The organism is Mesorhizobium sp. WSM3873 (genome assembly GCF_001672445.1).
Lineage (GTDB): Bacteria > Pseudomonadota > Alphaproteobacteria > Rhizobiales > Rhizobiaceae > Mesorhizobium.
Genome location: NZ_LYTM01000056.1, coordinates 118,046 through 139,659 on the forward strand (window position 1 = coordinate 118,046; position 21,614 = coordinate 139,659).

18 protein-coding genes are annotated in these 21,614 nt (G+C 64.5%); 7 read left to right on the forward strand and 11 right to left on the reverse strand.

Annotation, left to right across the window (positions count from 1 at the left end; all coding sequences use genetic code 11):
* Nucleotides 1-238: 238 nt before the first annotated feature.
* Complete coding sequence (locus tag A9K71_RS27910) at nt 239-928, reverse strand: PIG-L deacetylase family protein (RefSeq protein WP_067003507.1); 690 nt, start codon at nt 926-928, stop codon at nt 239-241.
* 23 nt (nt 929-951) lie between these two features.
* On the opposite strand from A9K71_RS27910, the gene A9K71_RS27915 reads away from it, so the two are divergent.
* The 6 genes from A9K71_RS27915 to A9K71_RS27940 all read left to right on the forward strand — a co-directional run bounded on the left by A9K71_RS27915 (nt 952) and on the right by A9K71_RS27940 (nt 8,654).
* The gene (locus tag A9K71_RS27915) at nt 952-1,842 is read left to right on the forward strand and encodes a DMT family transporter (RefSeq protein ID WP_067003509.1); all 891 of its coding nucleotides are present in this window, start codon (nt 952-954) and stop codon (nt 1,840-1,842) included.
* A gap of 52 nt (nt 1,843-1,894) precedes the next feature.
* A complete protein-coding gene (gene hrpB / locus A9K71_RS27920) occupies nt 1,895-4,357 on the forward strand; it encodes an ATP-dependent helicase HrpB (protein ID WP_067003511.1) in 2,463 nt (820 codons plus the stop codon).
* Between the two features lie 257 nt (nt 4,358-4,614).
* On the forward strand, nt 4,615-5,940 hold the full coding sequence (locus A9K71_RS27925; protein WP_067003513.1) for an ActS/PrrB/RegB family redox-sensitive histidine kinase: 1,326 nt from the start codon (nt 4,615-4,617) through the stop codon (nt 5,938-5,940).
* A gap of 107 nt (nt 5,941-6,047) precedes the next feature.
* Nucleotides 6,048-6,611 (forward strand): ActR/PrrA/RegA family redox response regulator transcription factor, encoded by a 564-nt coding sequence (locus A9K71_RS27930; protein WP_040974834.1) that lies wholly within the window; start codon nt 6,048-6,050, stop codon nt 6,609-6,611.
* 269 nt (nt 6,612-6,880) lie between these two features.
* On the forward strand, nt 6,881-8,071 hold the full coding sequence (gene nhaA / locus A9K71_RS27935; protein ID WP_067003515.1) for a Na+/H+ antiporter NhaA: 1,191 nt from the start codon (nt 6,881-6,883) through the stop codon (nt 8,069-8,071).
* Nucleotides 8,072-8,189: 118 nt separating this feature from the next.
* Nucleotides 8,190-8,654, forward strand: coding sequence for a hypothetical protein (locus tag A9K71_RS27940; protein ID WP_245299809.1), 465 nt, complete (start codon nt 8,190-8,192; stop codon nt 8,652-8,654).
* Nucleotides 8,655-8,729: 75 nt separating this feature from the next.
* Here A9K71_RS27940 and A9K71_RS27945 read toward each other — a convergent pair whose 3' ends face one another.
* The 4 genes from A9K71_RS27945 to cueR form a co-directional block, all read right to left on the reverse strand.
* Nucleotides 8,730-9,230, reverse strand: coding sequence for an MmcB family DNA repair protein (locus tag A9K71_RS27945; protein ID WP_170950297.1), 501 nt, complete (start codon nt 9,228-9,230; stop codon nt 8,730-8,732).
* Between the two features lie 88 nt (nt 9,231-9,318).
* The gene (locus A9K71_RS27950) at nt 9,319-9,687 is read right to left on the reverse strand and encodes a hypothetical protein (RefSeq protein WP_197504283.1); all 369 of its coding nucleotides are present in this window, start codon (nt 9,685-9,687) and stop codon (nt 9,319-9,321) included.
* A 515-nt stretch (nt 9,688-10,202) separates the two neighbouring features.
* Nucleotides 10,203-10,505 carry a DUF1330 domain-containing protein gene (locus A9K71_RS27955; RefSeq protein WP_067003521.1) on the reverse strand — a complete coding sequence of 101 codons (303 nt, stop codon included), beginning with the start codon at nt 10,503-10,505 and terminating at the stop codon, nt 10,203-10,205.
* An 85-nt stretch (nt 10,506-10,590) separates the two neighbouring features.
* Nucleotides 10,591-10,980 (reverse strand): Cu(I)-responsive transcriptional regulator, encoded by a 390-nt coding sequence (gene cueR, locus A9K71_RS27960; protein ID WP_067003523.1) that lies wholly within the window; start codon nt 10,978-10,980, stop codon nt 10,591-10,593.
* 223 nt (nt 10,981-11,203) lie between these two features.
* On the opposite strand from cueR, the gene A9K71_RS27965 reads away from it, so the two are divergent.
* Nucleotides 11,204-11,821 carry a L,D-transpeptidase gene (locus A9K71_RS27965; protein ID WP_067003525.1) on the forward strand — a complete coding sequence of 206 codons (618 nt, stop codon included), beginning with the start codon at nt 11,204-11,206 and terminating at the stop codon, nt 11,819-11,821.
* A 173-nt stretch (nt 11,822-11,994) separates the two neighbouring features.
* Here the strand turns inward: A9K71_RS27965 and A9K71_RS27970 are convergent, their stop codons facing one another.
* The 6 genes from A9K71_RS27970 to A9K71_RS27995 form a co-directional block, all read right to left on the reverse strand.
* Nucleotides 11,995-12,564 carry a NifU family protein gene (locus tag A9K71_RS27970; RefSeq protein WP_067003527.1) on the reverse strand — a complete coding sequence of 190 codons (570 nt, stop codon included), beginning with the start codon at nt 12,562-12,564 and terminating at the stop codon, nt 11,995-11,997.
* A gap of 143 nt (nt 12,565-12,707) precedes the next feature.
* Nucleotides 12,708-14,852, reverse strand: a complete 2,145-nt coding sequence (locus tag A9K71_RS27975; RefSeq protein WP_067003739.1) for a glycogen debranching N-terminal domain-containing protein — start codon at nt 14,850-14,852, stop codon at nt 12,708-12,710.
* A gap of 322 nt (nt 14,853-15,174) precedes the next feature.
* Nucleotides 15,175-15,666 (reverse strand): universal stress protein, encoded by a 492-nt coding sequence (locus tag A9K71_RS27980; RefSeq protein WP_067003529.1) that lies wholly within the window; start codon nt 15,664-15,666, stop codon nt 15,175-15,177.
* A gap of 102 nt (nt 15,667-15,768) precedes the next feature.
* Complete coding sequence (gene trpS / locus A9K71_RS27985) at nt 15,769-16,836, reverse strand: tryptophan--tRNA ligase (RefSeq protein ID WP_067003531.1); 1,068 nt, start codon at nt 16,834-16,836, stop codon at nt 15,769-15,771.
* 172 nt (nt 16,837-17,008) lie between these two features.
* Entirely contained in the window at nt 17,009-18,616 is a 1,608-nt protein-coding gene (gene murJ, locus A9K71_RS27990; RefSeq protein ID WP_067003533.1) for a murein biosynthesis integral membrane protein MurJ, read from the reverse strand.
* 46 nt (nt 18,617-18,662) lie between these two features.
* Complete coding sequence (locus A9K71_RS27995; RefSeq protein ID WP_067003535.1) at nt 18,663-21,467, reverse strand: [protein-PII] uridylyltransferase; 2,805 nt, start codon at nt 21,465-21,467, stop codon at nt 18,663-18,665.
* Nucleotides 21,468-21,614: the final 147 nt, after the last annotated feature.

The following is a 21,614-nucleotide window of genomic DNA, read 5'->3' on the forward strand; positions in this document are numbered from 1 at the left end:
CCTTACCTCCCATTTGCGAAACGCGTCCGGATGACGGTTTCAAAGCCTCAACCTCGCTCCTCCGAGGGCCTGAACATGGCGCGCGTCGCGCCGCCGATGTTTAGTAATTTGTTTAGTGATGCTCTTTTTACTAAACAACGCAAGCGAATTCGTTGCTGCGCCGCAGCATGACGAAGGCGGTGCTTGAAATCGTTGGGAAATAACTGTCGGTGCCTTGGCGGCTCGTAGCTTCAGCCGGCTACTTGACGCTCTTCGGGCCCACCGTGACCGGCCGGATCCGCGGCGCCGGAGGCAGCAGCTCGCGGATGTCGGCAAAGGGGAAGACGGGCTCGAACCGAAACGCCTCGGCCAGCGCGCCGGGCGCGCCGTTGCATTGGCCGGCGCGGAACGCGTTCTGCATGCGTGCACCGTTGAGATAATGCTCGGGCCCCTGTGAGCGATGCGCGAGAATCGCCTGCCCCTTGAGGTCCCAGTGGCTCGAAATGTCGACGTAATGCGTCGGCGAGAAACCTGTGCCGCCCAGCGTGTCGGCATGCAGCACCGGTACCTCGAAGGACGCCGCGATGCGCACGCCGTCCGACAGCGCGCGGTGGTCGCCGTGATAGTCGTTCGGCGCATGCGTGATCGCGAGGTCCGGTTGCACCTCGCCGATCAGCGCCTTGAGTGTGTCGATCAATGCGGCATCCGCAACCAGCGCCCCGTCGGGGAAACCGAGGAAACGCGGTGTGACGCCGAGCAGGGTGGCCGCCTCGGTCGCTTCCTCGCGCCGCGCTTTGACAAGCGCGGCCGGATCGCCGTTGCCGCCCTTGGCGCCGTCCGTGGCTATCGCAAAAGTCAGCTCTGCGCCTAGCGCGGCATAGGCGGCCAGCGTACCGAACATGAATATCTCGATATCGTCGGGATGAGCCCCCAGCGCCAGTATCTTCACTTCTTTTCTCCCGGATATGGAACGTGCCGAACGGAATCCTGCTCGCCCTCGTCGCCTATGCAAGCTATTCGTGGAGCGATGCCGTCATCAAGAGCCTGGGCGGGCAGTTCACCGTCTTCGAGATCGGCTTCTTCGTAACCTTGTTTGCCGGCTGTTTCCTGTTCTTCACAAGGCCTGCCGATGAGCGCTGGCGCGACTTCTGGCGCACCAGCCGGCCCTGGGCCGTGCAGGCCCGCGCCTGGGCGGGCATCGCATCTGGCGTGCTCAGCGTCTATGCCTTCACCACCATTCCGCTGGCGGAAGTCTATGCGTTGATTTTCCTGGCGCCGTTGTTCGTCACCATCCTCTCCACTCTCATCCTGAAGGAGAAGGTTGGGCCGTGGCGATGGCTCGCCGTGGTCGCCGGCTTTGCCGGCGTCATGCTGGTCGTCAGGCCGGGTTTCCGCGAACTTCATCTCGGCCACCTCGCGGCCTTTGCCATCGCCTTTCTTGCCGCCACCAGCGTCATCCTGATGCGGTCGCTGGCGCAGCAGGAGAAGCGCACGACGATGCTCGGCGTGCTTGTCGGCTATGGCCTGCTCTTCAATGGCCTCGGTGTGGCGGCAACGTCGTTCACCTTGCCGGATGGCAATCAGCTGATCTGGCTGGTCATGGCCGGCGCCTTCACCGCCGGCGGTCAGCTGTTGCAGCTTCTCGCGGCCAAATACGCGCCCGCCAACCGGATCGCGCCGACGCATTATTCACAGATCGTCTGGGCGGTGGTGCTGGGCTCGTTGTTCTTCCGGGAAGATCCCGACCTGCTGACGATGGCCGGCCTTGCGGTGCTCGGCGCCTCGGGCCTGCTGACCATGGTTCGCGAGGAGGTACGGCTGGGCACCGTGCGCTGGAACCCGTTCACGCGCACCAGGCTTTAGGCAATTCCGGGACAGGTTGCGCGCTCACCGTGGCCGCTGATATGCGGACGCCATGAACAGAGGAATTTTGCCGGAACTCCCGGTATCCGCCGTGCTGCCGGTGCTCGGCGAGGCGCTCGCCGGGCGCAACAGCGCCGTGCTGGTGGCGCCGCCCGGTGCCGGCAAGACGACGCTGGTGCCGCTGGCGCTGCTCGACGCGCCCTGGCTCGGCGAAGGCAGGATCGTGCTGCTGGAGCCGCGTAGGCTGGCAGCCCGCGCCGCCGCCCGTCGCATGGCCGAGCTTGTCGGCGAGGAGCCGGGTGGTACAGTCGGCTACGCGATGCGCATGGAGAACCGCACTTCAGCGCGGACAAAGATCCTCGTCGTCACCGAAGGCGTGCTGTCGCGCATGATCCTCGACGATCCCGAACTGCCCGGCGTTGCGGCGGTGATCTTCGATGAATTCCACGAGCGTTCGCTCGACGGCGATTTCGGCCTCGCGCTGGCGCTCGATGTGCAGGGCGCGCTGCGGCCGGATCTGCGCCTGCTGGTGATGTCGGCGACGCTCGACGGCGCGCGCGTCGCAAAACTACTGGACGGGGCGCCGGTGGTCGAAAGCGAGGGCCGCGCCTTCCCGGTCGACATCCGCTATGACGAGCGGCCGGCCGGCATGGCGGTCGAGGACGCGATGGCCCAGGCAGTTCGCTCGGCTTTAGCCGCCGAGCAGGGCAGCGTGCTCGCTTTCCTGCCCGGACAGCGCGAGATCGAGCGCACCGCAGAGCGGCTAGAAGATCGCCTCGGTGCCGATACCGACATCGTTCCGCTCTATGGCCAGTTGGACAACAGGGCGCAGGATGCCGCGATCAAGCCGGCGTCGCCTGGCCGCCGTAAAGTGGTGCTGGCGACCTCGATCGCCGAGACCTCGATCACCATCGACGGCGTGCGCGTCGTCATCGATTGCGGCCTGTCGCGCCTGCCGCGCTACGAGCCGGCAAGCGGCCTGACCCGGCTGGAAACGGTGCGCGTCAGCAAGGCTTCCGCCGATCAGCGGGCCGGCCGCGCCGGACGAACGCAGCCGGGCGTCGCCATCCGATTGTGGCGTGCCGAGCAGACGGCGGCGCTGCCCGCCTTCACACCGCCGGAAATCCTCGAGGCTGACCTTTCCGGCATGTTGCTCGACTGCGCCGCTTTCGGCGTCGCCGATCCGTCGAGCCTGTCCTTCCTCGACCCGCCGCCGGCGCCGGCGCTCAACGAAGCGAGGGTGTTGCTCAAAGCGCTGCATGCAATCGATGACGCGGGCCGCTTGACGGAGGCGGGCGCGGCGATGCGCAAGCTCGCTCTGCCCGTGCGGCTCGCGCATATGGTGGCCGAAGCGGCTGAGATCGGGCAGGCGCAGGAAGCGGCGATGCTTGCCGTGCTTTTGACGGAGCGCGGGCTTGGCGGCGACAGCGCAGATTTGGAACGACGGCTGATCCGCTTCCGCGCCGAAAAATCGCCGCGCGCCGGTGCCGCCCGGCAACTTGCCGCACGCCTGGCCAAGCAGGCAGGCGGGGCAAGGGCAGACTCGCCAGCCGCGCCCGGCGCCTTGCTGATCCATGCCTGGCCGGATCGTGTCGCCAGAGCCCGCGGCGAGCGCGGCCGCTTCGTGCTCGCCAACGGTTCCGGCGCGATGGTCGATGCTGCCGATCCGCTTGCCGGTGAGAGCTGGCTGGTCGTCGCCGATCTGCAGGGCAAGGCGCAGAATGCCCGTATCACCGCCGCCGCGCCCGTCGACGAGGCGGTTATCCGCACCGCGCTTGCCGACCGCATCGAGACGAAGCGCGAGACGAGTTTCGACCGCGAGCGCCGCGCCGTGCGCGTGCGCGAGACGGCGCGGCTCGGCGCCATCACCCTTTCCGAGCGCATGCTGCCCGCACCTTCCGGTGCCGAGGCCGATCGGGCCATGCTGGACGCCCTGCGCGAGCACGGCCTGTCGCTGCTCGACTGGGGTAACGAGGCGGAAACGCTGCGCCAGCGGCTCGGGTGGCTCTATCGCGGCCTCGGTTCTCCCTGGCCCGACGTCTCGGACCAGGCGCTTCTCGACCGTCTCGACGACTGGCTGCTGCCTTTCCTTGCCGGCGAGGCCTCCTTCGCGGCGATCAGGCCACCGGCGCTTGCGGCGGGGCTGATGTCGCTGGTCCCGCACGACCTGCAGCGCGAGGTCGACGCGCTGGCGCCGACCCATTTCGACGCGCCCTCGGGCAGCCATGTGCCGATCCGCTATGACGGCGAATGGCCGGTGCTGGCGATCCGCGTGCAGGAGCTGTTCGGCCTCGATCGCCATCCTTCGATCGCGGGCGGTACGGTGCCGCTGACTCTGGAGCTGTTGTCGCCGGCGCACCGCCCGATCCAGACGACGCGCGATCTGCCCGGCTTCTGGCGCGGCTCGTGGGCGGATGTGCGCACCGATATGCGCGGTCGCTATCCCAAGCATGTCTGGCCGGAAAACCCGCTGCTGGCGGCCGCCACCAGCCGCGCCAAGCCGCGCGGGACATAGGTTCGTGCCGCTTTCGGCGGGCCATTCGCGTTAGTGGGCAACGCGCGTTGGCGATTGGCGCAAACGCCCATCACTTCGTCATCTTCGGGCCTGCGCTCCGCTTCGCGTCGCTCCGCCCGTGGATGACGAAATCGCGAGGGGCCTCGGCCAATCATCAAGCGCTCATGATGGTGAACCGAAACAACGGCCGCTGACCGGTCAAGTCACCGTCACAGCGCTACTAGCGCTCACCCTCCTGCGGCTATAATCGTAAGTCGATGATCAATATTCTGCGCGCGCCCGATTCCCAGCAGAGCCAGCGGCTGCGGCTCAACACGCTGATCCGCCTGCGCTGGCTGGCCATCGTCGGCCAGAGCATCGCGGTGCTCGTCGTCGGCTACGGGCTGAAATTCCCGCTTCCGGTCTCGCTGTGCTTCGCGCTGATCGCCTGCTCGGCCTGGATGAACCTCTGGCTCACCTTCCGCTATCCCGCGGCGCATCGGCTGACCCCGCTCTCGGCCTTCGTCATCCTCACCATCGACAGCCTGCAGCTTGCCGGCCTGCTCTATATGACCGGCGGCCTGACCAATCCGTTTTCGGTCCTGCTCTCGGTGCCCGTCGTCATTTCCGCCGCATCACTGCCGCTGCGCCTCACCGCGGTGCTCGGCGCGCTGGTTATCGCGGCGGCCACGCTGCTTGTGTTCTTCCATCTGCCGCTGCCCTGGTACGAGGGCGCGCCGCTGTCGATGCCCTTCATCTATGTCGCCGGCATGTGGATGGCGGTGTTCGCCTCGATCGCCTTCACCGCGATTTACGCCTTCCGCGTCGCGGCCGAGGCACGCCTGCTCGCCAACGCGCTCGCCGCCACCGAACTGGTGCTGCAGCGCGAGCAGCATCTTTCGGCGCTCGACGGCCTCGCGGCGGCCGCCGCGCATGAGCTCGGCACACCTTTGGCCACCATCACCGTCGTCGCCAAGGAAATGGAAAAGGCGCTGGGCGAGGATCCAAAATTCAGCGAGGACGTGAAGCTGCTGCGCTCGCAGAGCGAGCGTTGCCGCGAGATCCTGAAGCGGCTGACCAGCCTGTCCTCGGAAGGCGAGGCGCATCTTTCGCGCCTGCCGCTGACCTCGCTGGTCGAGGAAGTGACGGCGCCGCACCGCGACTTCGGCATCTCGATCCGGCTGCGCCCCGGCGAGCGCATCGGCCCGGAGCCGGTTGGGCAGCGCAGCCCGGGCGTCATCTACGGGCTCGGCAATCTGGTCGAGAACGCCGTCGACTTCGCCAAGAACACGGTCACCGTCAGCTGGAACTGGGACAGTGAGGAGGTCTCGTTCTCGATCATCGACGACGGGCCGGGTTTCCCGCCGGAAATCATCGACCGCATCGGCGAGCCCTATATGTCGACACGCCAGGGAACAGAGGCCGGCGGCGGCCTCGGGCTCGGGCTGTTCATCGCCAAGACGTTGCTGGAGCGCTCGGGCGCGACGATCGATTTTCGCAATTCGAGCGGGCTCGGCGAGGGGGCGGTGGTGCAGATCACCTGGCCTCGCGGCGTCTTCCTCAATCCCGAGCATGCCCCGGGCACCGCATTCGACAATGCGTGAGCCTATGCATTTGGCGCATGGCAGCTTTGTTGCCGGCTGTAAAAATTGGACATTGCTGTTGCAGAATTGTATCTGCGTAAAAGTAAGGCAGTAGGATGCTGACGCAAATGAGCGCAGAAGAACCCACCGGCGCAATGGTAGAAGGCGAGGACACCTCGCTGCTGATCGTCGACGACGACAAGCCATTTCTCACTCGGCTTGCCCGCGCCATGGAAACCAGGGGCTTCGCGGTCGAGACGGCGGAAAGCGTGGAAGAGGCGGTCGCCAAGGCGCGCGCCCGCCCGCCGGCCTATGCGGTGGTCGACATGCGGCTCGGCGACGGCAACGGCCTCGACGTGGTCGCCGCCATCCGCGAGAAGCGCGACGATTCCCGCACCATCATCCTGACCGGCTACGGCAACATCGCCACCGCGGTGACGGCGGTGAAGCTCGGCGCCGTCGACTACCTGTCGAAGCCCGCCGATGCCGACGACGTCTTCGCGGCACTGACCCGCACCGCGGGCGAGCGGGCCGCACCCCCGGAAAACCCGATGTCGGCTGACCGCGTGCGCTGGGAACATATCCAGCGCGTCTACGAAATGTGCGACCGCAACGTCTCCGAGACCGCGCGCCGGCTCAACATGCACCGGCGCACCCTGCAGCGGATTCTGGCAAAGCGGGCGCCGCGGTAACCTGCTTAAACGCGCGCACGGTGCTGCCGACGCGGGTGTCGAAGGCAGCGCTGGCTCCCGCCTAGCAAGGCTGGCGATTGGCGAAATCATCGACGAGAGCGCCCCTCTCCCCGCCATACGGGGAGAGGATGCCGGCAGGCAGGTGAGGGGCGGCGCCGGCGCTTGCAAGGAGGGCGACGGTGACCGACCGGTCCAATGCTTGCCCGGTCGTGCAAGTTTGAGCATCATCGCGAAGGACACCGGCCGGCGGGCCATGTGACGGAGGGGTCATGCGCGACGAGCGGCCGAAATCGATGCTTCGCGAATTCCTCGACGGCGAGGCGGCCGGCGGCATCATCCTGATGGCGGCCGCCGCCCTTGCGCTCATCGTCGCAAACTCGCCGTTTGCCGAAATCTATTTCGCCGCCCTCCACGCCTATCTCGGGCCGCTCAGCGTCTCGCACTGGGTCAATGACGGGCTTATGGCGGTGTTCTTCCTCCTGGTCGGGCTGGAGATCAAGCGCGAGATGTTGGACGGTCAGCTCTCAACCTGGCCGCGCCGCGTGCTGCCGGGCATCGCCGCGGCCGGCGGCATGGTGTTTCCGGCGCTGGTCTATGTGTTGGTCAACCGCGACAACCAGGCGGCCCTTCCCGGCTGGGCGATCCCCACCGCCACCGACATCGCCTTCGCGCTGGGCGTGCTGTCGCTGCTCGGCAGCCGCGTGCCGGCCTCGCTGAAAGTGTTTCTTACCGCTTTGGCCATCATCGACGATCTCGGCGCCGTCATCATCATCGCGCTGTTCTACACCAGCGGCCTGTCGCTCGCCTATCTCGGCGCCGCCTTTGCGGTCATCGCCGTATTGATCGCGCTCAACCGCATGCGGGTGATGAACCTCTTGCCCTATCTCGTGCTGGGCGCGCTGCTTTGGGTGCTGGTGCTGAAATCGGGCGTGCATGCGACGCTTGCCGGCGTGGCGCTGGCGCTGACCATCCCGCTTGAGCGTTCGCCCGGCATCGGTCACGACGTCGAACACTCGCCACTGCACCGGCTGGAGCACGGCCTGCACAAGCTCGTGCCTTTCATCGTCATCCCGATCTTCGGCTTCGCCAATGCCGGCGTCTCGCTAGGCGGCTTGAGCGTTGCGGCGCTGGCCGAGCCTCTGACGCTGGGCGTCGCCGCCGGCCTCGTCGTCGGCAAGCTGGTCGGCGTCTTCGGCTCCTCGGCTCTCGCCATCCGGCTCGGCCTCGCCGACCTGCCGGCCAATGCCGGCTGGCTGCACATGGTGGGCATTTCGTTTCTGTGCGGTATAGGCTTCACCATGAGCCTGTTCATCGGCCTGCTCGCCTTCGCCAATGACGCGGCCCTTCAGGACGCGGTGAAGGTCGGCATCCTCGCCGGCTCGCTGATCGCCGCGCTGGCCGGCGCGGCGGTGCTGCTGATGGCGCCGGCGCGGGGTGGCGCCGAAGAAGAAGTGGAGTAGGGCAGCGGCGGGAACCCGTCTTGTCGATCAATGGAAGCGTTGTAAGGCGAACCACTACTTTCCGATGACTTGAATTTGATGAGTTGAAGCTATCGCTGGAATGCTAGCGTGCTTCAGCGTGCCGTCAAACAGCGGCGGGGTAATTCACTCGGTTAAGGGGTCAGCAATAATGGTATGTCGCACAACAAGTGTCATAGCAACGGTCGCGGTTTTGGGGTTTGGGCTCTCTCCGGCGGCTGCGTTCACACATCTGTCGAGCTACGAAAAAACAGCACTGACGGGCCAGGAGATTCTCGTCTTTAAGGGAGCGAGCCTGAATGTGGACTGCTCTTCTGCCGGCAAGGACGATGTAAAAATCATCTCCGGGCCGAGCCATGGGGAAGTTAGGTTGGTTGAAGGGAAGGTTTACACATCTTTTGCGAAAACCAACCAGAGGTTTAAATGCAATTCTCGAAAGGTCGACGGAATAAAAGGCGTCTACAAATCGGCTGCCGGGTTCAAGGGGCAGGATCAGATGACCTTCTCGGTTCATACTTTTGATGGGAACGCGTACAAAATTGTCGTGGACGTCAATGTCGAGTAGGGGCTGCGCTTTGGGTCCCGGCGCAGTGCAGCCCGGTGCTGCGCGGCCCGCGGCCAGCGACGACGAGATAGCGTCCTACTCGCTTTCGCCGTCCAGCACCGGCACCGAAACACCGGCAAGCTCCGCCGCCAGCAGCCGCGCCGCGCCCGCACGCGCGATCCTGAGCATCAGCGCCTTGCGCGTCGCGGCGGCCATGCGGTGCTCCGGCGCCTCGCGCAAGATCTCCGCGCCATAGCCGTCGGAGAGGATGAAGCCGCACTCCTGCGGAAAGATTTCCGCGGGCACGCCGGGATGGGTGGCGAAGAAGAAGCGGTCGGCATGCAGCCGGTAGTCCGGCCATTTGCGGTCGACACGGAAATCCTCGATGGAGGATTTGATCTCGATGATCCAGATGTCGCCCTGCCGGGTCAGCGCGACAAGATCGGCCCGCCGGCCGGTGGCCAGGGATAGCTCCGGCAGCACATGCGCGCCCATTTGGGTCAGCAGACGCTGCACGCCGCGCCGCACAAGCATGGCGCGTTCCGACTGGCGGCCGTCGATCAGCGGGTTGAGGGGAATCGGGGAAACGATAGGCATGGCAAGCACCATGCCAGATTTTGTTCACGGTTTGAACCCGTGATTCATCGGCGATGATCTGGTTGACAAACCAAGAGGGGCGAATGCCTTAGTCGTCGGCGAGTTCCAACCGAACTCGCTGCCATTCTACCCAGCAATTCTCTGGATCAATATCGAGGTAGCCTCTCGATTCATCCATGCGCCTGGCGTCCTCCCGAGTGAGCGCAATCGCCGGACAACTATCGCGGATTTGGATGACCTCTTCCTCTGTCAAAGGGCTTCCCTTTGCTCTCTCCCGATTGAGCAAGGTCGCGACAAGGCTGGGCATGGGATAAATAATAAGCTCGCCGTTTTCGCTCATCGTTGGCCCTTGGCTATCACTGCCTTTTGCGGGCGCTTGCGCCGCGCCAGTTCCTTTAATCGCCGGTTCATCCGGGGCGACGAGAGTCGGCAAATTAAGGGTATTTGCTTCCCGCAAGTTGTCTGGCGCGTCCTTCGGCAGTGGTTGCCTTACGAGTCAGCGGGGTACACCTGACCGCCAGCCCTTCGGCGCGAGTGACATATTCCAGACAGGATTTGTTTGGTGTGTCTGGGATACAAACATTAACGTTCACCGGCACAAGCGCCCCGCCGGGGATTGCACCGTATTCGGTATGGTTTGTGCATGTTACCTTACTCGAATAAGGAACATTCGCCTGGCTAGTGCATGCCGTTGCGCTGGCAGCAATGCCTACAAGGATTGCTATGCGGATCAAGTGTGGTGCCCCCAAGACAACCGCTTTTGGATCACGATTTGTGCCCGGTGCCAAGTCGGGTCTTAAATACAGGGGCGATTATATATTTCGCAGACCACCGCAACACTTGAGAGTGTTGCTACGCCTGCTGCATCCGCAGTACGAACCCCAAAATCCCAAGCCGGATGCAATCAACGTTACAGGCCAATAGATGATCGCCCAAGTGATGCCGATGATCGACGCTTCATTGTAGAGCGTCTCATCCAGCCTCCCCCAGATCCCCTTCGAAGATCAGCAGGACGCGGTTCGACGCCTGCAGCGCAAACCGCTTCGCTTCCTCGTAAGCCGGGTCGTCATAGCAGCCCTTGGCAGCTTCCAATGACGGGAATTCGACGACCACCACCCGACCGGCATCGCGCGCCTCCACCAGCAGGGGCGGCACTTTCGAAGGATTGCTGCGTGCCTGATACTTCTCGCCGATGGGCTTCCAAAGCCTGGCGTATTCGGCTTGCGCTTCCTGATCCGAAATCTCGGTGCCGACGATGAGCCAGTATCCCTTCACGGGTGGAGCACTCCTGCCGAGGATTTGTTTCTGGCTCAAGAGCTAAGATAGAGATCGGATACTTGTCTAGCTCCGGTCGGCGACTTCACGCCGCCCCCGCCATGTCATCCAAAATCGGGCAGTCCGGCCGGTCGTCGCCGTGGCAGGCGTGGATCAGCTTCTGCAGCGTCGCGCGCATCGACTGCAGTTCGCGCACCTTTTCCTCGATCGCCCTGACATGGGCGCTGGCGATTTCGCGCACGTCGTGGCTGGCGCGGTCGCGGTCCTGATAAAGCGCCATCAGCTGCCTGCAATCGTCGATTGAAAAGCCGAGGTTGCGGGCGCGGCGCAAGAAGGCCAGCCGGTGCACGTCGTCGCGCGAGTAGTCGCGGTAGCCGTTTTCGGCGCGCGCCGGCAGGATCAGGCCGATCTCCTCATAGTAGCGGATGGTCTTGGCCGGCAGGCCGGAACGCTCGGCGGCATCACCGACATTCATGGCGCTCTCCTGTCTCCGGCAGCCCTTCCGGCTGCCCCGTTGATTTTACTTCACAATCCTGGGATCCCTGTTGCCGAAATGCCGCAGTTCGGCACTTACCGGCAGGGAAGGTCATGCATATAGGCAGTGCACGCTTGGCAAGCAAAAGAAATGCCAGCATGAATGATGGTGAGAAAGCGGCCGACTCGTGCCGCTGATAAAAGGCGGGGCGTCGGACCTATTCATGCGCTTGAAGTCGTTTGCAATCGTCGCCGCCCTTGCGCTGTCGACCGCGATCAGCGGGTGCAGCACCATTGGCGGGCAGATCTTCACCAACAACTATGGCGCGATGACCGATGCCGGCTATCAGCTGCCGCGCATCCCGATCGAGAAGGTTCCGGCCCGCTTCCGCCGGCAGGAAGTGCGCTACGACACTCCCGAGAAGCCCGGCACCATCATCGTCGACACCCAGAACAAGTTCCTCTACTTCGTCGAGGGTGACGGCATGGCCATGCGCTACGGCATCGGTGTCGGCCGCGAGGGCTTCGAGTGGCACGGCACCGCCCATATCGCGCTGAAGCGCGAATGGCCGACCTGGACGCCGCCGGCGCCGATGATCAAGCGCCAGCCCGAACTCGCCAAATTCGCCGGCGGCATGGAGCCGGGCCTGAAGAACCCGCTCGGCGCGCGCGCCATGTATCTGTTCAACAAGGGCGGCGACATGGGCTACCGCCTGCATGGCAGCCCGGAGTGGTTCTCCATAGGCAAGGCGATGTCGTCGGGCTGCATCCGCCTGATGAACCAGGACATTATCGATCTCTACGACCGCACTTCGGTCGGCGCCAAGGTCATCGTGATGTGATCACGATGGCGGCGGACAAAAGCTTGCGTGCGCGGACCGTCTAGGCAACAACAAGACGTCCAAAGACAGAAAACCGGGCTGTTGGGGCCCGGTTTTTTGTTTTTGCGGTTGGAGAAAATCCACTCCGCCGAGAAGCTCAGAAACCGCAACAGGCGGCCGGCGGAGCAGAATTATCAGGCGACCTGCTCGACCTGCTGCACTTCCGGAACAAAATGCCGAAGCAGGTTCTGGATGCCGTGCTTCAGCGTCGCCGTCGATGACGGGCAACCGGCACAGGCACCCTTCATGTGCAGGAACACGGTGCCGTTCTCGAAGCCGCGGAAGGTGATGTCGCCACCGTCCTGCGCGACCGCCGGGCGCACCCGGGTGTCGAGCAGCTCCTTGATGGTGAGCACCAGCTCCTCGTCGGCCTTGTCGTAGAACTCGCCGGCCTGGCCGGCGTCGTTGGCCGGAGCCGCCGAAGCCATGACCGGCGCGCCGGACATGAAATGCTCCATGATGGCGCCGAGGATTGCCGGCTTCAGGTGCTGCCAGTCCGGACCGTCCTTGGTCACGGTGATGAAGTCGTAGCCGAAGAAGACGCCAGTGACGCCGGGGATCTCGAACAGCCGGCCGGCCAGCGGCGAAGCCTGTGCGGCGCCTTCGGCGTCACGGAAATCGGCGGTGCCGTCGCGCAGCACTTCCTTGCCGGGCAGGAATTTCAGCGTCGCCGGGTTCGGCGTCGATTCGGTCTGGATGAACATGGATATCTCCAGGCCCTTCCGGGCCGATAGTTTGGAATAGTTCTAAATAGGCTCTATCGGCTGGACATTCAAGCGAAACGCGTCGCCCGAACGGCTGGCTGGCGGAATGTTTTTGCCCCGGCGGAGCGCCCGCCACGGCAAGCCTATCCTCCGACTTCCACGCTGAGTTGTCCACTCGTCTTCTGGATGTTCACCTCGGCGCCGTCCGCCCTGCGCATGAATTCGAGGTCGGCGCTTGCCTCGCCGACCCGCAGCCCGCGAAGCTCGATGCGGCTGACGAAATCGGGCAGTCGCGGCCGCACGATCCGCAGCTTGTTTGCGAAGGCGTCGGGCTCCAGGCCGAGGCAGGTGGTCACCAGGAACGGCACCGCGCCCGCTGCCCATGCCTGCGGGTGGCAGGCCACGGGATAGTGCACCGGCACCTGGAAATCGTTGCGCTGAAAGCCCGCCATCGCCTCCGGCAGCCGGTGATGGCGGAAGTGCATCGCCGCTTCGACAATGGCGGTGAAGATCCGCAGCGCCGCGCCGTCCTCGCCATACCGCCGGCAGCCGGCCGCCAGCAGCGCATTGTCATGCGGCCAGACGGTGCCGAGATGATATCCGACGGGATTGTAGCGCCGCTCCGCGCTCGCGAGCGTGCGCACGCCCCAGCCGTTGAACATGTCGTCCTGCATCAGCCGCCGCACGGTTCGGCGGCCCTTGCCCCGATCCGCGATGCCGGTCCACAGCGCATGGCCCGGGTTGGAGGAAACGACCGCGACCGGGCGGCCGCGCGCCTCGAGCGCCAGCGCGAAAGTGTCCAGGTCCTCACACCAGAAGTCGCGGTTGAACCGTGTCCGAAGCTTTTCGGCCTCGCCGCGAAGCTGAATGGCGCTGTTGCGCTCGCCAATGCGTTCGTAGAGATCGGCGATGGCATGCTTGGCCGCAAACACATAGCCCTGCACCTCGACCAGCGCGATCGGCGGCCTGGCGATGCTGCCGTCGGTCCTGACGATCGCGTCGGCCGAGTCCTTCCACCCCTGGTTGACGAGACCGCTTTCCGAGATGGTGCGGTATTTGACATAGCCTTCGCCATGCCCGTCTCCGGCCTTGGCGATCCAGCCCAAGGCCTTTTCCACCGGCTCCCGCAGTTCGCGGAAGAGCCCCACGTCGCCTGTCCACGCGGCATAGCGGCCGAGAAGCAGCAGGAAGAGCGGGGTCGCGTCCACCGTGCAGTAGAATCTGGCATGCGGGACATTGCCCGCGCGAGCGAGCTCGCCGACGCGCAGCTCATGCAGGATCTTGCCGGGCTGCTCCTCTCGCCATCGATCCGTTCGACGTCCCTGATAGCCGGCGAGAAGGCGCAGCGTCTGGGCGGCGATGTCCGGCTGGAAGGCCAGCATCTCGAGCGCGACGATCAGGCTGTCGCGTCCAAACACCGCGACGTACCACGGCACGCCGGCCGCGAAATACTCCCTGTTGCCAAGATCCGACCTGAGCGCCGCGAGATCGCGCAGCGAACGGTCCATGATGCTGTTGAGCAGCAGGCTGTCGCTGTCGAACTTCGTGTGTTGCTCCAGCCATTTTTCAGTATCCGCCTGAACCGTCCCGGCAAAGGCCTCGAGAGCAAACGCCGGGTGCGGGCTCATTTGCTCGGCCTCCGGCTCTTCCGACAGTTCCCTCAATTCTATGGTGATCGCGATGGTACGCTTTTCTCCTGGCGCGAGATCGAACTGGAACTCGGCCGCCGTTCTGTGCATGGCATCGGGTGCCGGCAAAAAACCGATTGTTGCCGTTCTGCGAACGTGGTCGGCGCCGTGATAGACAAAGTGGAGGCTGCCGTCGCGCCAGGCGGGCCGCTCGCACCTGCCGAGGTTCTTCGGCACCAGTCCGCGCACATTGAAAATGTCCTCGAAGCCGGCGCCGAAGTGCAGGGCCAGCGGAAAGCCATGCGGCTCGTGGCCGAAATTCTGGATGGTCAAAACCTCCCGCACGCATGTTTGCTCCGCATCGAGAATGCGCTCCCAGCGGATGCCGAGCTCGTCCTTGGGGATCAGTCGCCCCCCATCGCAATGCAGGTCGGGATTGGCCAGTTCGAAAAGCGCGGCGTAACCTCTTTGCGCGGTCGAGGCCAACACGATCGGCGGCAAACCGCCCAGCGTCATCTCATAGCCGCCGAGGAAACGGCAGTCGTGGAAATAGAGCCCGAAGCCGTGCTCGCCTTTCAGCGGTATCTGGGCGTCGGGAGCGACGACATAGTAGAGATCGAGATTCTTGACCGTAATCGCGCCGGCGATGCTGTCCACCATGGCCGGGTGCCCCTTGGCGAGCACGCGGTGCCTGCGCTCCTGCTGCGCATGAGGCGTCTGCCGGGCTTTTTGCTGCGATCGCGCTGCCTGCGAGCGCGGCTGCACCGGTGATCCAGTCCCAGCGTTTCGCGGCTTTGACGTGCCGCTACGCCCTGCTTTCCGGGTTGATTCGTCCACCGGCGCTCCTTTGGAATGGCCGTTTCCGTGACCATTCCAAATGGCGCGCCGCCGACACGGGCCAAGGGCTATGGGCTGGTTGATAACATCGATGTGTATCTGCGGATCGGCGACGTTCCAATCGGGCAGGAGGGGCCTTCCCAATTCAGGCCAGGCTCTCGATTTCCTCGTCGGAGAGGTTCTGCGGCACCACGGTGACCGGGATGGGGAAGGCGGCGCCCCGGCCGGCCACCGCACTCACCAGTGGCCCCGGACCTTCCTTGCCGGCGCCGGCCGCCAGCACCAGGATGGCGATGTCCTGGTCTTCCTCGATGAGCTTGTGGATTTCCTCGGTCGGCTTGCCTTCGCGCACCACCAGTTCCGGCTCGATGCCGACCTTCTGGCGCACCTTGCTGGCATAGGTGTCGAGCGCCGCGCGCGCGGTCGCGTTGGCTTCCTCGCGCATGATCTTCTCAACCCCCAGCCAATGCTGGAAATCGTCCGGCTCGATCACATAGAGCAGGACCAGCACGCCGCTGGTGCTCTGTGCGCGCGTCGATGCGTAGGCGACAGCGCGCTCGCATTCCGGCGTATCGTCGATGATCGCCAGGAATTTGCGGCGATGTCCGGCTTCACGGCTGAGGCGTTTGGAAACCATGTCTGTCCGCTCGGTATCAATTCGGCCGCAATCTGCCACCGCCACGGACCGGCGGCAAGCCGCCGGCCGGTATGGCGATCCCAGTCAACCAGCGAGGACCGATCAGTCCTGCAACAGGCCGATGATGTCGCGCACCGTCTTCATCGTGCCTTCGGCGATCGCGCGGGCGCGCTCGCCGCCGTCCTTGAGCACGGCGTCGACATAGGCGCGGTCGCCCTCGATGCGGCGCATCTCCGAGGCGATCGGCGCGAGCTTTTCGACCGCGAGGTCGGCCAGCGCCGGCTTGAACACGGAAAACTGCTGGCCGCCATATTCCTTCAGCACGTCGGCTTTGGAAATTTCGGCGAGGCCGGCATAGATGCCGACCAGGTTTTCGGCTTCCGGCCGGCTTTCCAGCCCGTCGACTTCACTCGGCAAGGCCTCCGGATCGGTCTTGGCCTTGCGGATCTTCTTCGAGATTGTGTCGGCATCGTCGGTGAGGTTGATGCGCGACAGGTCCGACGGGTCCGACTTCGACATCTTCTTCGAGCCGTCGCGCAGGCTCATGATGCGCGCCGCAGGACCGCCGATCACCGGTTCGGTGATCGGGAAGTAGCCGTTCACCGTCTCTTCGCCGACCTGCATCTCGACGCCGACGCCGAGCGCCGCGATCTTTTCCGAGAAGTCGTTGTTGAATTTTTGCGCGATGTCGCGGGTCAATTCCAGATGCTGCTTCTGGTCCTCGCCCACGGGCACATGGGTGGCGCGGTAGAGCAGGATGTCGGCGGCCATCAGGCTCGGATAGGCGAGCAGGCCGAGCGAGGCGTTCTCGCGGTCCTTGCCGGCTTTGTCCTTGAACTGCGTCATCCGGTACATCCAGCCGATGCGCGCCACGCAGTTGAAGATCCAGGCCAACTCGGCGTGCTGGATGACCCGCGATTGGTTGAAGACGATGTGCTTCTTGGGGTCGATGCCCGATGCCAGGAAGGCGGCGGTGATCGAGCGCGTCTGGTCGCCAAGGTCCTGGTGCACGAGCTGCGCCGTCAGCGAATGCAGGTCGACGACGCAATAGATGCAGTCGGACTGTTCCTGGAGGGCGACGAATTTCTTGATGGCGCCGAGATAGTTGCCCAGATGCAAATTGCCGGTCGGCTGGACGCCCGAGAAGACGAGGGGCTTGAAGGCGGACATGATTTCCTCATGGCTTGTGGAGGGCCGTATACGCATGATTCCAAAAAGTTGCAGACTTTTTGGAGCCAATCATGCGGCTGGAAACCGCGCGCGGCGAAAGTCTTGCGACGGCGGGCTTATGGACGAAGGCGAATGCGGGATCAAGACCGGTGTTGCTGAAAGCCAGTTCGAGTTATTCGTCCAAGCCGGTGTTCGATTTCCGCGGCGCAGATTTCGCCGTGCCGCGCTTCACGTTCCGACGGATCATGCCGAAATCGGCGCCGCCGGTGCCGAAGGCGGTGATGAAGTAGAGCGCCGCACCCCCGCCGACAAGCGCGAGCAGCGTCGTCGCCTTGATCACCAGCGGCGAGCCGGGTCCGAGCCTTGCCGCGAAATAGTGCTCGGCGAAATAGAGCGCGACCGCCATCACAACAGCCGACAGCACCAGCCGGGGAATGCGCTTCAAGAGCGGTATGTCACGACCCCAGTGGCCGCGCTTTATCAACATGCCGAGCAGCAAAGCCGCGTTGACCCAGCCGGCGACGGCCGAGGCGACGGCGATGCCCGGCGCGCCCATCGAAGGAAACAAGCTCAGCGCGGTGGCGACGTTCACGCCGACGGAGATGGCGGCGAAGATCATCGGCGTGCGCGTGTCCTCGCGCGCGAAATAGCCGGGCGTGAAGGCCTTGATCAACACGAAGGCCGGCAGGCCGAGGCCGAAGATCGCCAGGATCGAGGCGACGATCGGCGTCGAATGGTTGGCGGCGAAGGCGCCGCGCTCATAGACCAGCCGCACGATCGGCTCCGACATCACCCAGAGCGCCGCGGCCGCCGGCAAGGTCATGAACAGCGTGAACTCGACCGAGCGGTTCTGGAGATTGGCCGCCTCGATCAGATTGCCCGATTTCAGCGCCCGCGACAGCTCCGGCAGCAGCACGATCGCCACCGCGACGCCGACGACGCCGAGCGGCAGCTGGTAGATGCGATCGGCATAGGCGAGCGATGACACGGCGCTGTTCTGCCCGGAGGCAATCGCCGTGCCGATCAGCTGGTTGATTTGGGTGATGCCGCCGGTAATAGCGGCCGGCAGCGCCAGAATCAGCAGCCGCTTGACGTTCGGCGTCATCTTAGGCCTGCGGAAGCCGATCGAGATGCCGGCATGGCGCACCGCTACCCAGACGATGGCGAGCTGCACGATGCCCGCCGCCAGCACGCCCCAGGACAGGCCGAAGCCGACATCATGCGCGTCGAGCCCATGATACCAGGCATAGGCGAGCACGCTGATCAGGATGATGTTGAGGAAAGCGGGGGCGATCGCCGCGGCGAAATAGCGGCGCAGCGAGTTCAGCATGCCGGCCATCATGGCGCCGAGCGACATGCAGATCAAATAGGGGAACATGATCGTCGCCAGCCGGACGGTCGTCTCGAACTTGCCCGGAATGTCGGCAAAGCCCGGCGCCACCAGGTAGCGGACGATCAGCGGCATTGCCAGTTCCATGGCGATGGTGAGCGCCAGAAGCGCCGAGAACAGCACGCCGAACACCTCCTCCGAGAAGCGCTTTGCGCCGTCGGTGCCGTGCGTTTCGATCTCCTTGGCGAACAGCGGCACGAAGGCGGCATTGAAGGCGCCTTCGGCGAACAGCCGGCGGAAGGTGTTGGGGAACTGGAAAGCGGCGTTGAAGGCGTCGGCGACCGGTCCGGTGCCGAGGGCCGCCGCCATCAGCATCTCGCGGCCGAAACCCAGCGCGCGGCTCATCAACGTGCCGGAGGCGACGGTGGCGAATTTCTTGACAAGGCTCATGCGGAGGATGACTGCCTGCGGAATTGCGTCAAATGGATGGTGATGATCACTCGGCGGCCGCCGCCTTGGCCTTGCCGTTGCGTTCGGGCGCGTTGCCTTCGAGTGTGTCGATCAGCCGCTTGTGGATCGTGGCCGTGCGCGTCGGGCTGTCGATCTTCTGGCCGGTAAGGTCGGTGACATAGAAGGTGTCGATGACCTTTTCGCCGAAGGTGGTGATGTGGGCCGAGGCGATATCGAGCGATAGGTCCGACAGCGCGCCGGTGACCTCTGAGAGCAGGCCGGGCCGGTCCAGCCCCTCGATTTCGATCACGGAAAAACGGTTCGACAGCGTGTTGCGGATCTCGGCGCGCGGCGGAATGCGGAAGGCCTTGGCGCCGCGCTTCGGCTTGGCGCGCTTCTCGATCATCTCGGGCAGCCAGCTCTTGCCGGACAGCACGTCCTCGATCAGCTTGCCGACGCGTTCGGCCCGCCGCCGCTCGTCCTCGTCGCGGTCGAATTCTCTGGAGATCAAAATGGTGTCCAGCGCCCGCCCGTCAGAGGTGGTGAAGATCTGCGCATCGACGATGTTGCCGCCGGCCGCGGCACAGGCGCCGGCGATCACCGACAGCAGGCGCGGATGGTCCGGCGCCAGCACGGTGATCTCGGTAACCGCTTCGAACTCATGCGTCTTCACCATGGTGGCGAGCTTCCTGCCGGCCACATCCGCCTCGCGCACGAATTCGGCGTGGCGCAGCTGGTCGGGCAGGTCGACGGTCAGCAGATAGTTTTCGTAGTGCTGGGCGACATAGCGCTTGCGCTCCTTCGCCGGCCATGCGGAAAGCGCCTCGGCGAGCCGCTCGCGCGCAGCGGAGGTGCGCTCGGCGCGCGACACTTCGGAGAAGCCCCCGGTCAAGAGCAACTCGGTCTCGAAATAGAGCGTGCGCAGCAATTGTCCCTTCCAGCCGTTCCACACGCCGGGTCCGACGCCCCGAATGTCGCAGACGGTCAAGATCAGAAGCAGCTTCAGCCGCTCCACCGATTGCACGATCGAGGCAAAATCCTCGATCGTCTTGCGGTCGTTGAGGTCGCGCGTCTGCGCCGTCATCGACATCACGAGATGGTTTTCGACCAGCCAGGCGACGGTCTCGGTGTCGGCGGCCGACAGCCCCATATGCGGACAGATGCGTCGCGCGATCCTGGCGCCGGCCTCCGAATGGTCCTCCGGCCGGCCCTTGGCGATGTCGTGCAGGAGCACCGCGACATAGAGCGCCTCGCGGCTCTTCTTCAGCCCCGGCATCAGCGAGTGCGACAGCGGATGCACCTTGGCGCCGTCGCCGCGCTCGATCTCGGCCAGCACGCCAATGCAGCGGATGAGATGCTCGTCCACCGTATAATGGTGGTACATCGAGAACTGCATCATGGCGACGATCTTGCCGAAGTCGGGGATCAGCTTGCCGAGCAGCCCCGCCTCGTTCATGCGCCTGAGGTTGAGCTCGGCATTGCGGTCCGAGGTCAGGATATCGAGGAACAACCGGTTGGCCTCCTCGTCGCGCCTGAGCGACTTGTTGGCCAGGCCGAGCGACCGGGTCAGCAGCTTCAGCGCGTCGGGGTGGAACTCCAGCCCGTGCTTGTCGGCGAACCAGAACAGCCGAAGCAGGTTGACCGGATCGCGTTCGAACACGCTGTCGTCGGCAATGTTGATGCGGTGGTTGTCGACAATGAAGTCGGACGTGCCGGCAAGCTTGCGCTTGCGCCGCGAGAAGGTGAGAAAGATGCGGTTGAAGCCGGGCACATGCTTGGCCTGCTCTTCCTCGAGCGCGGCGCAGAAGATGCGGGTGAGATCCCCGACATCCTTGGCGACCAGGAAGTAGTGCTTCATGAAGCGCTCGACAGCCGACAGCCCGGGATGCGTCGTATAGCCCAGCCGCTCGGCGATCTCGCGCTGGATGTCGAAATGCAGCCGCTCTTCCGCCTTGCCGGTGAGGAAATGCATATGGCAGCGCACCGCCCACAGGAAGTCCTCGGCCTTCTGGAACTCGCGATACTCGGCTTCGGTGAAGACGCCTTTCTCGACCAGTTCCTGGCCGGTACGCACGCGATAGAAGTATTTGCCGATCCAGAACAGCGTCTGCAGATCGCGCAGACCGCCCTTGCCGTCCTTGACGTTGGGCTCGACGAGATAACGGCTCTCGCCCGCCTTGGCGTGGCGATCGTCGCGTTCGGCGAGCTTGGCCTGCACATATTCGGGTCCGGTGGTGCGCACCACTTCGTGGTCGAAGCGGGTGAGCAGTTCGTCATAGAGCTTGCGTTCGCCCCACAGGAAGCGCGCTTCCAGGATCGAGGTGCGGATAGTGATGTCGGTGCGCGAGAGCCTCAGACACTCTTCGATGTTGCGGGTGGCGTGGCCGACCTTCAGCCCCATGTCCCACAGCATGTAGAGCATGTATTCGACGATCTGCTCGCCCCACGGCGTCTGCTTGTAAGGGAGCAGGAACAACAGGTCGATGTCGGAGCCCGGCGCCAGCGTGCCGCGGCCGTAGCCGCCGACCGCGACGACCGCCATGCGCTCGGCGGCGGAGCGGTTCTTGACCTGGTAGACGTGGGTAGCCGCGAAGTCGTAAAGCGCCCGGATCAGCTCGTCCATCAGATGCGACAGCCGCTCGGCGCAGGCATGGCCGCCGCCATCCTGCTTCAGCAACGCCTCGGCGATCGTTCGCCCTTCCGCGAGCTTGCCCTTGAGCAGTTGGAGAACGGCTGTGCGGGCAGCCTTGCCGGAGCCGTCGCCTGCGCTCGGCGCCGTCAGCGCCGTCATGTCGCGGCGCAAAGCGTCGCCATCGATGATTTCGTCGAGTTTGAGGGAGATCTTGGCCATTCGGCGGCGTCTATAGCGCGTTTTCTTCGCGCTGTGTATGGGGCGTGCGACAGGCCGAATTCCATCACGCGGACGGTGCGTTCGACACTCAGCCGATCAACTTTATAGACTAAAAAATCGAAACTGACCCTTGACCTTCCAGTTACT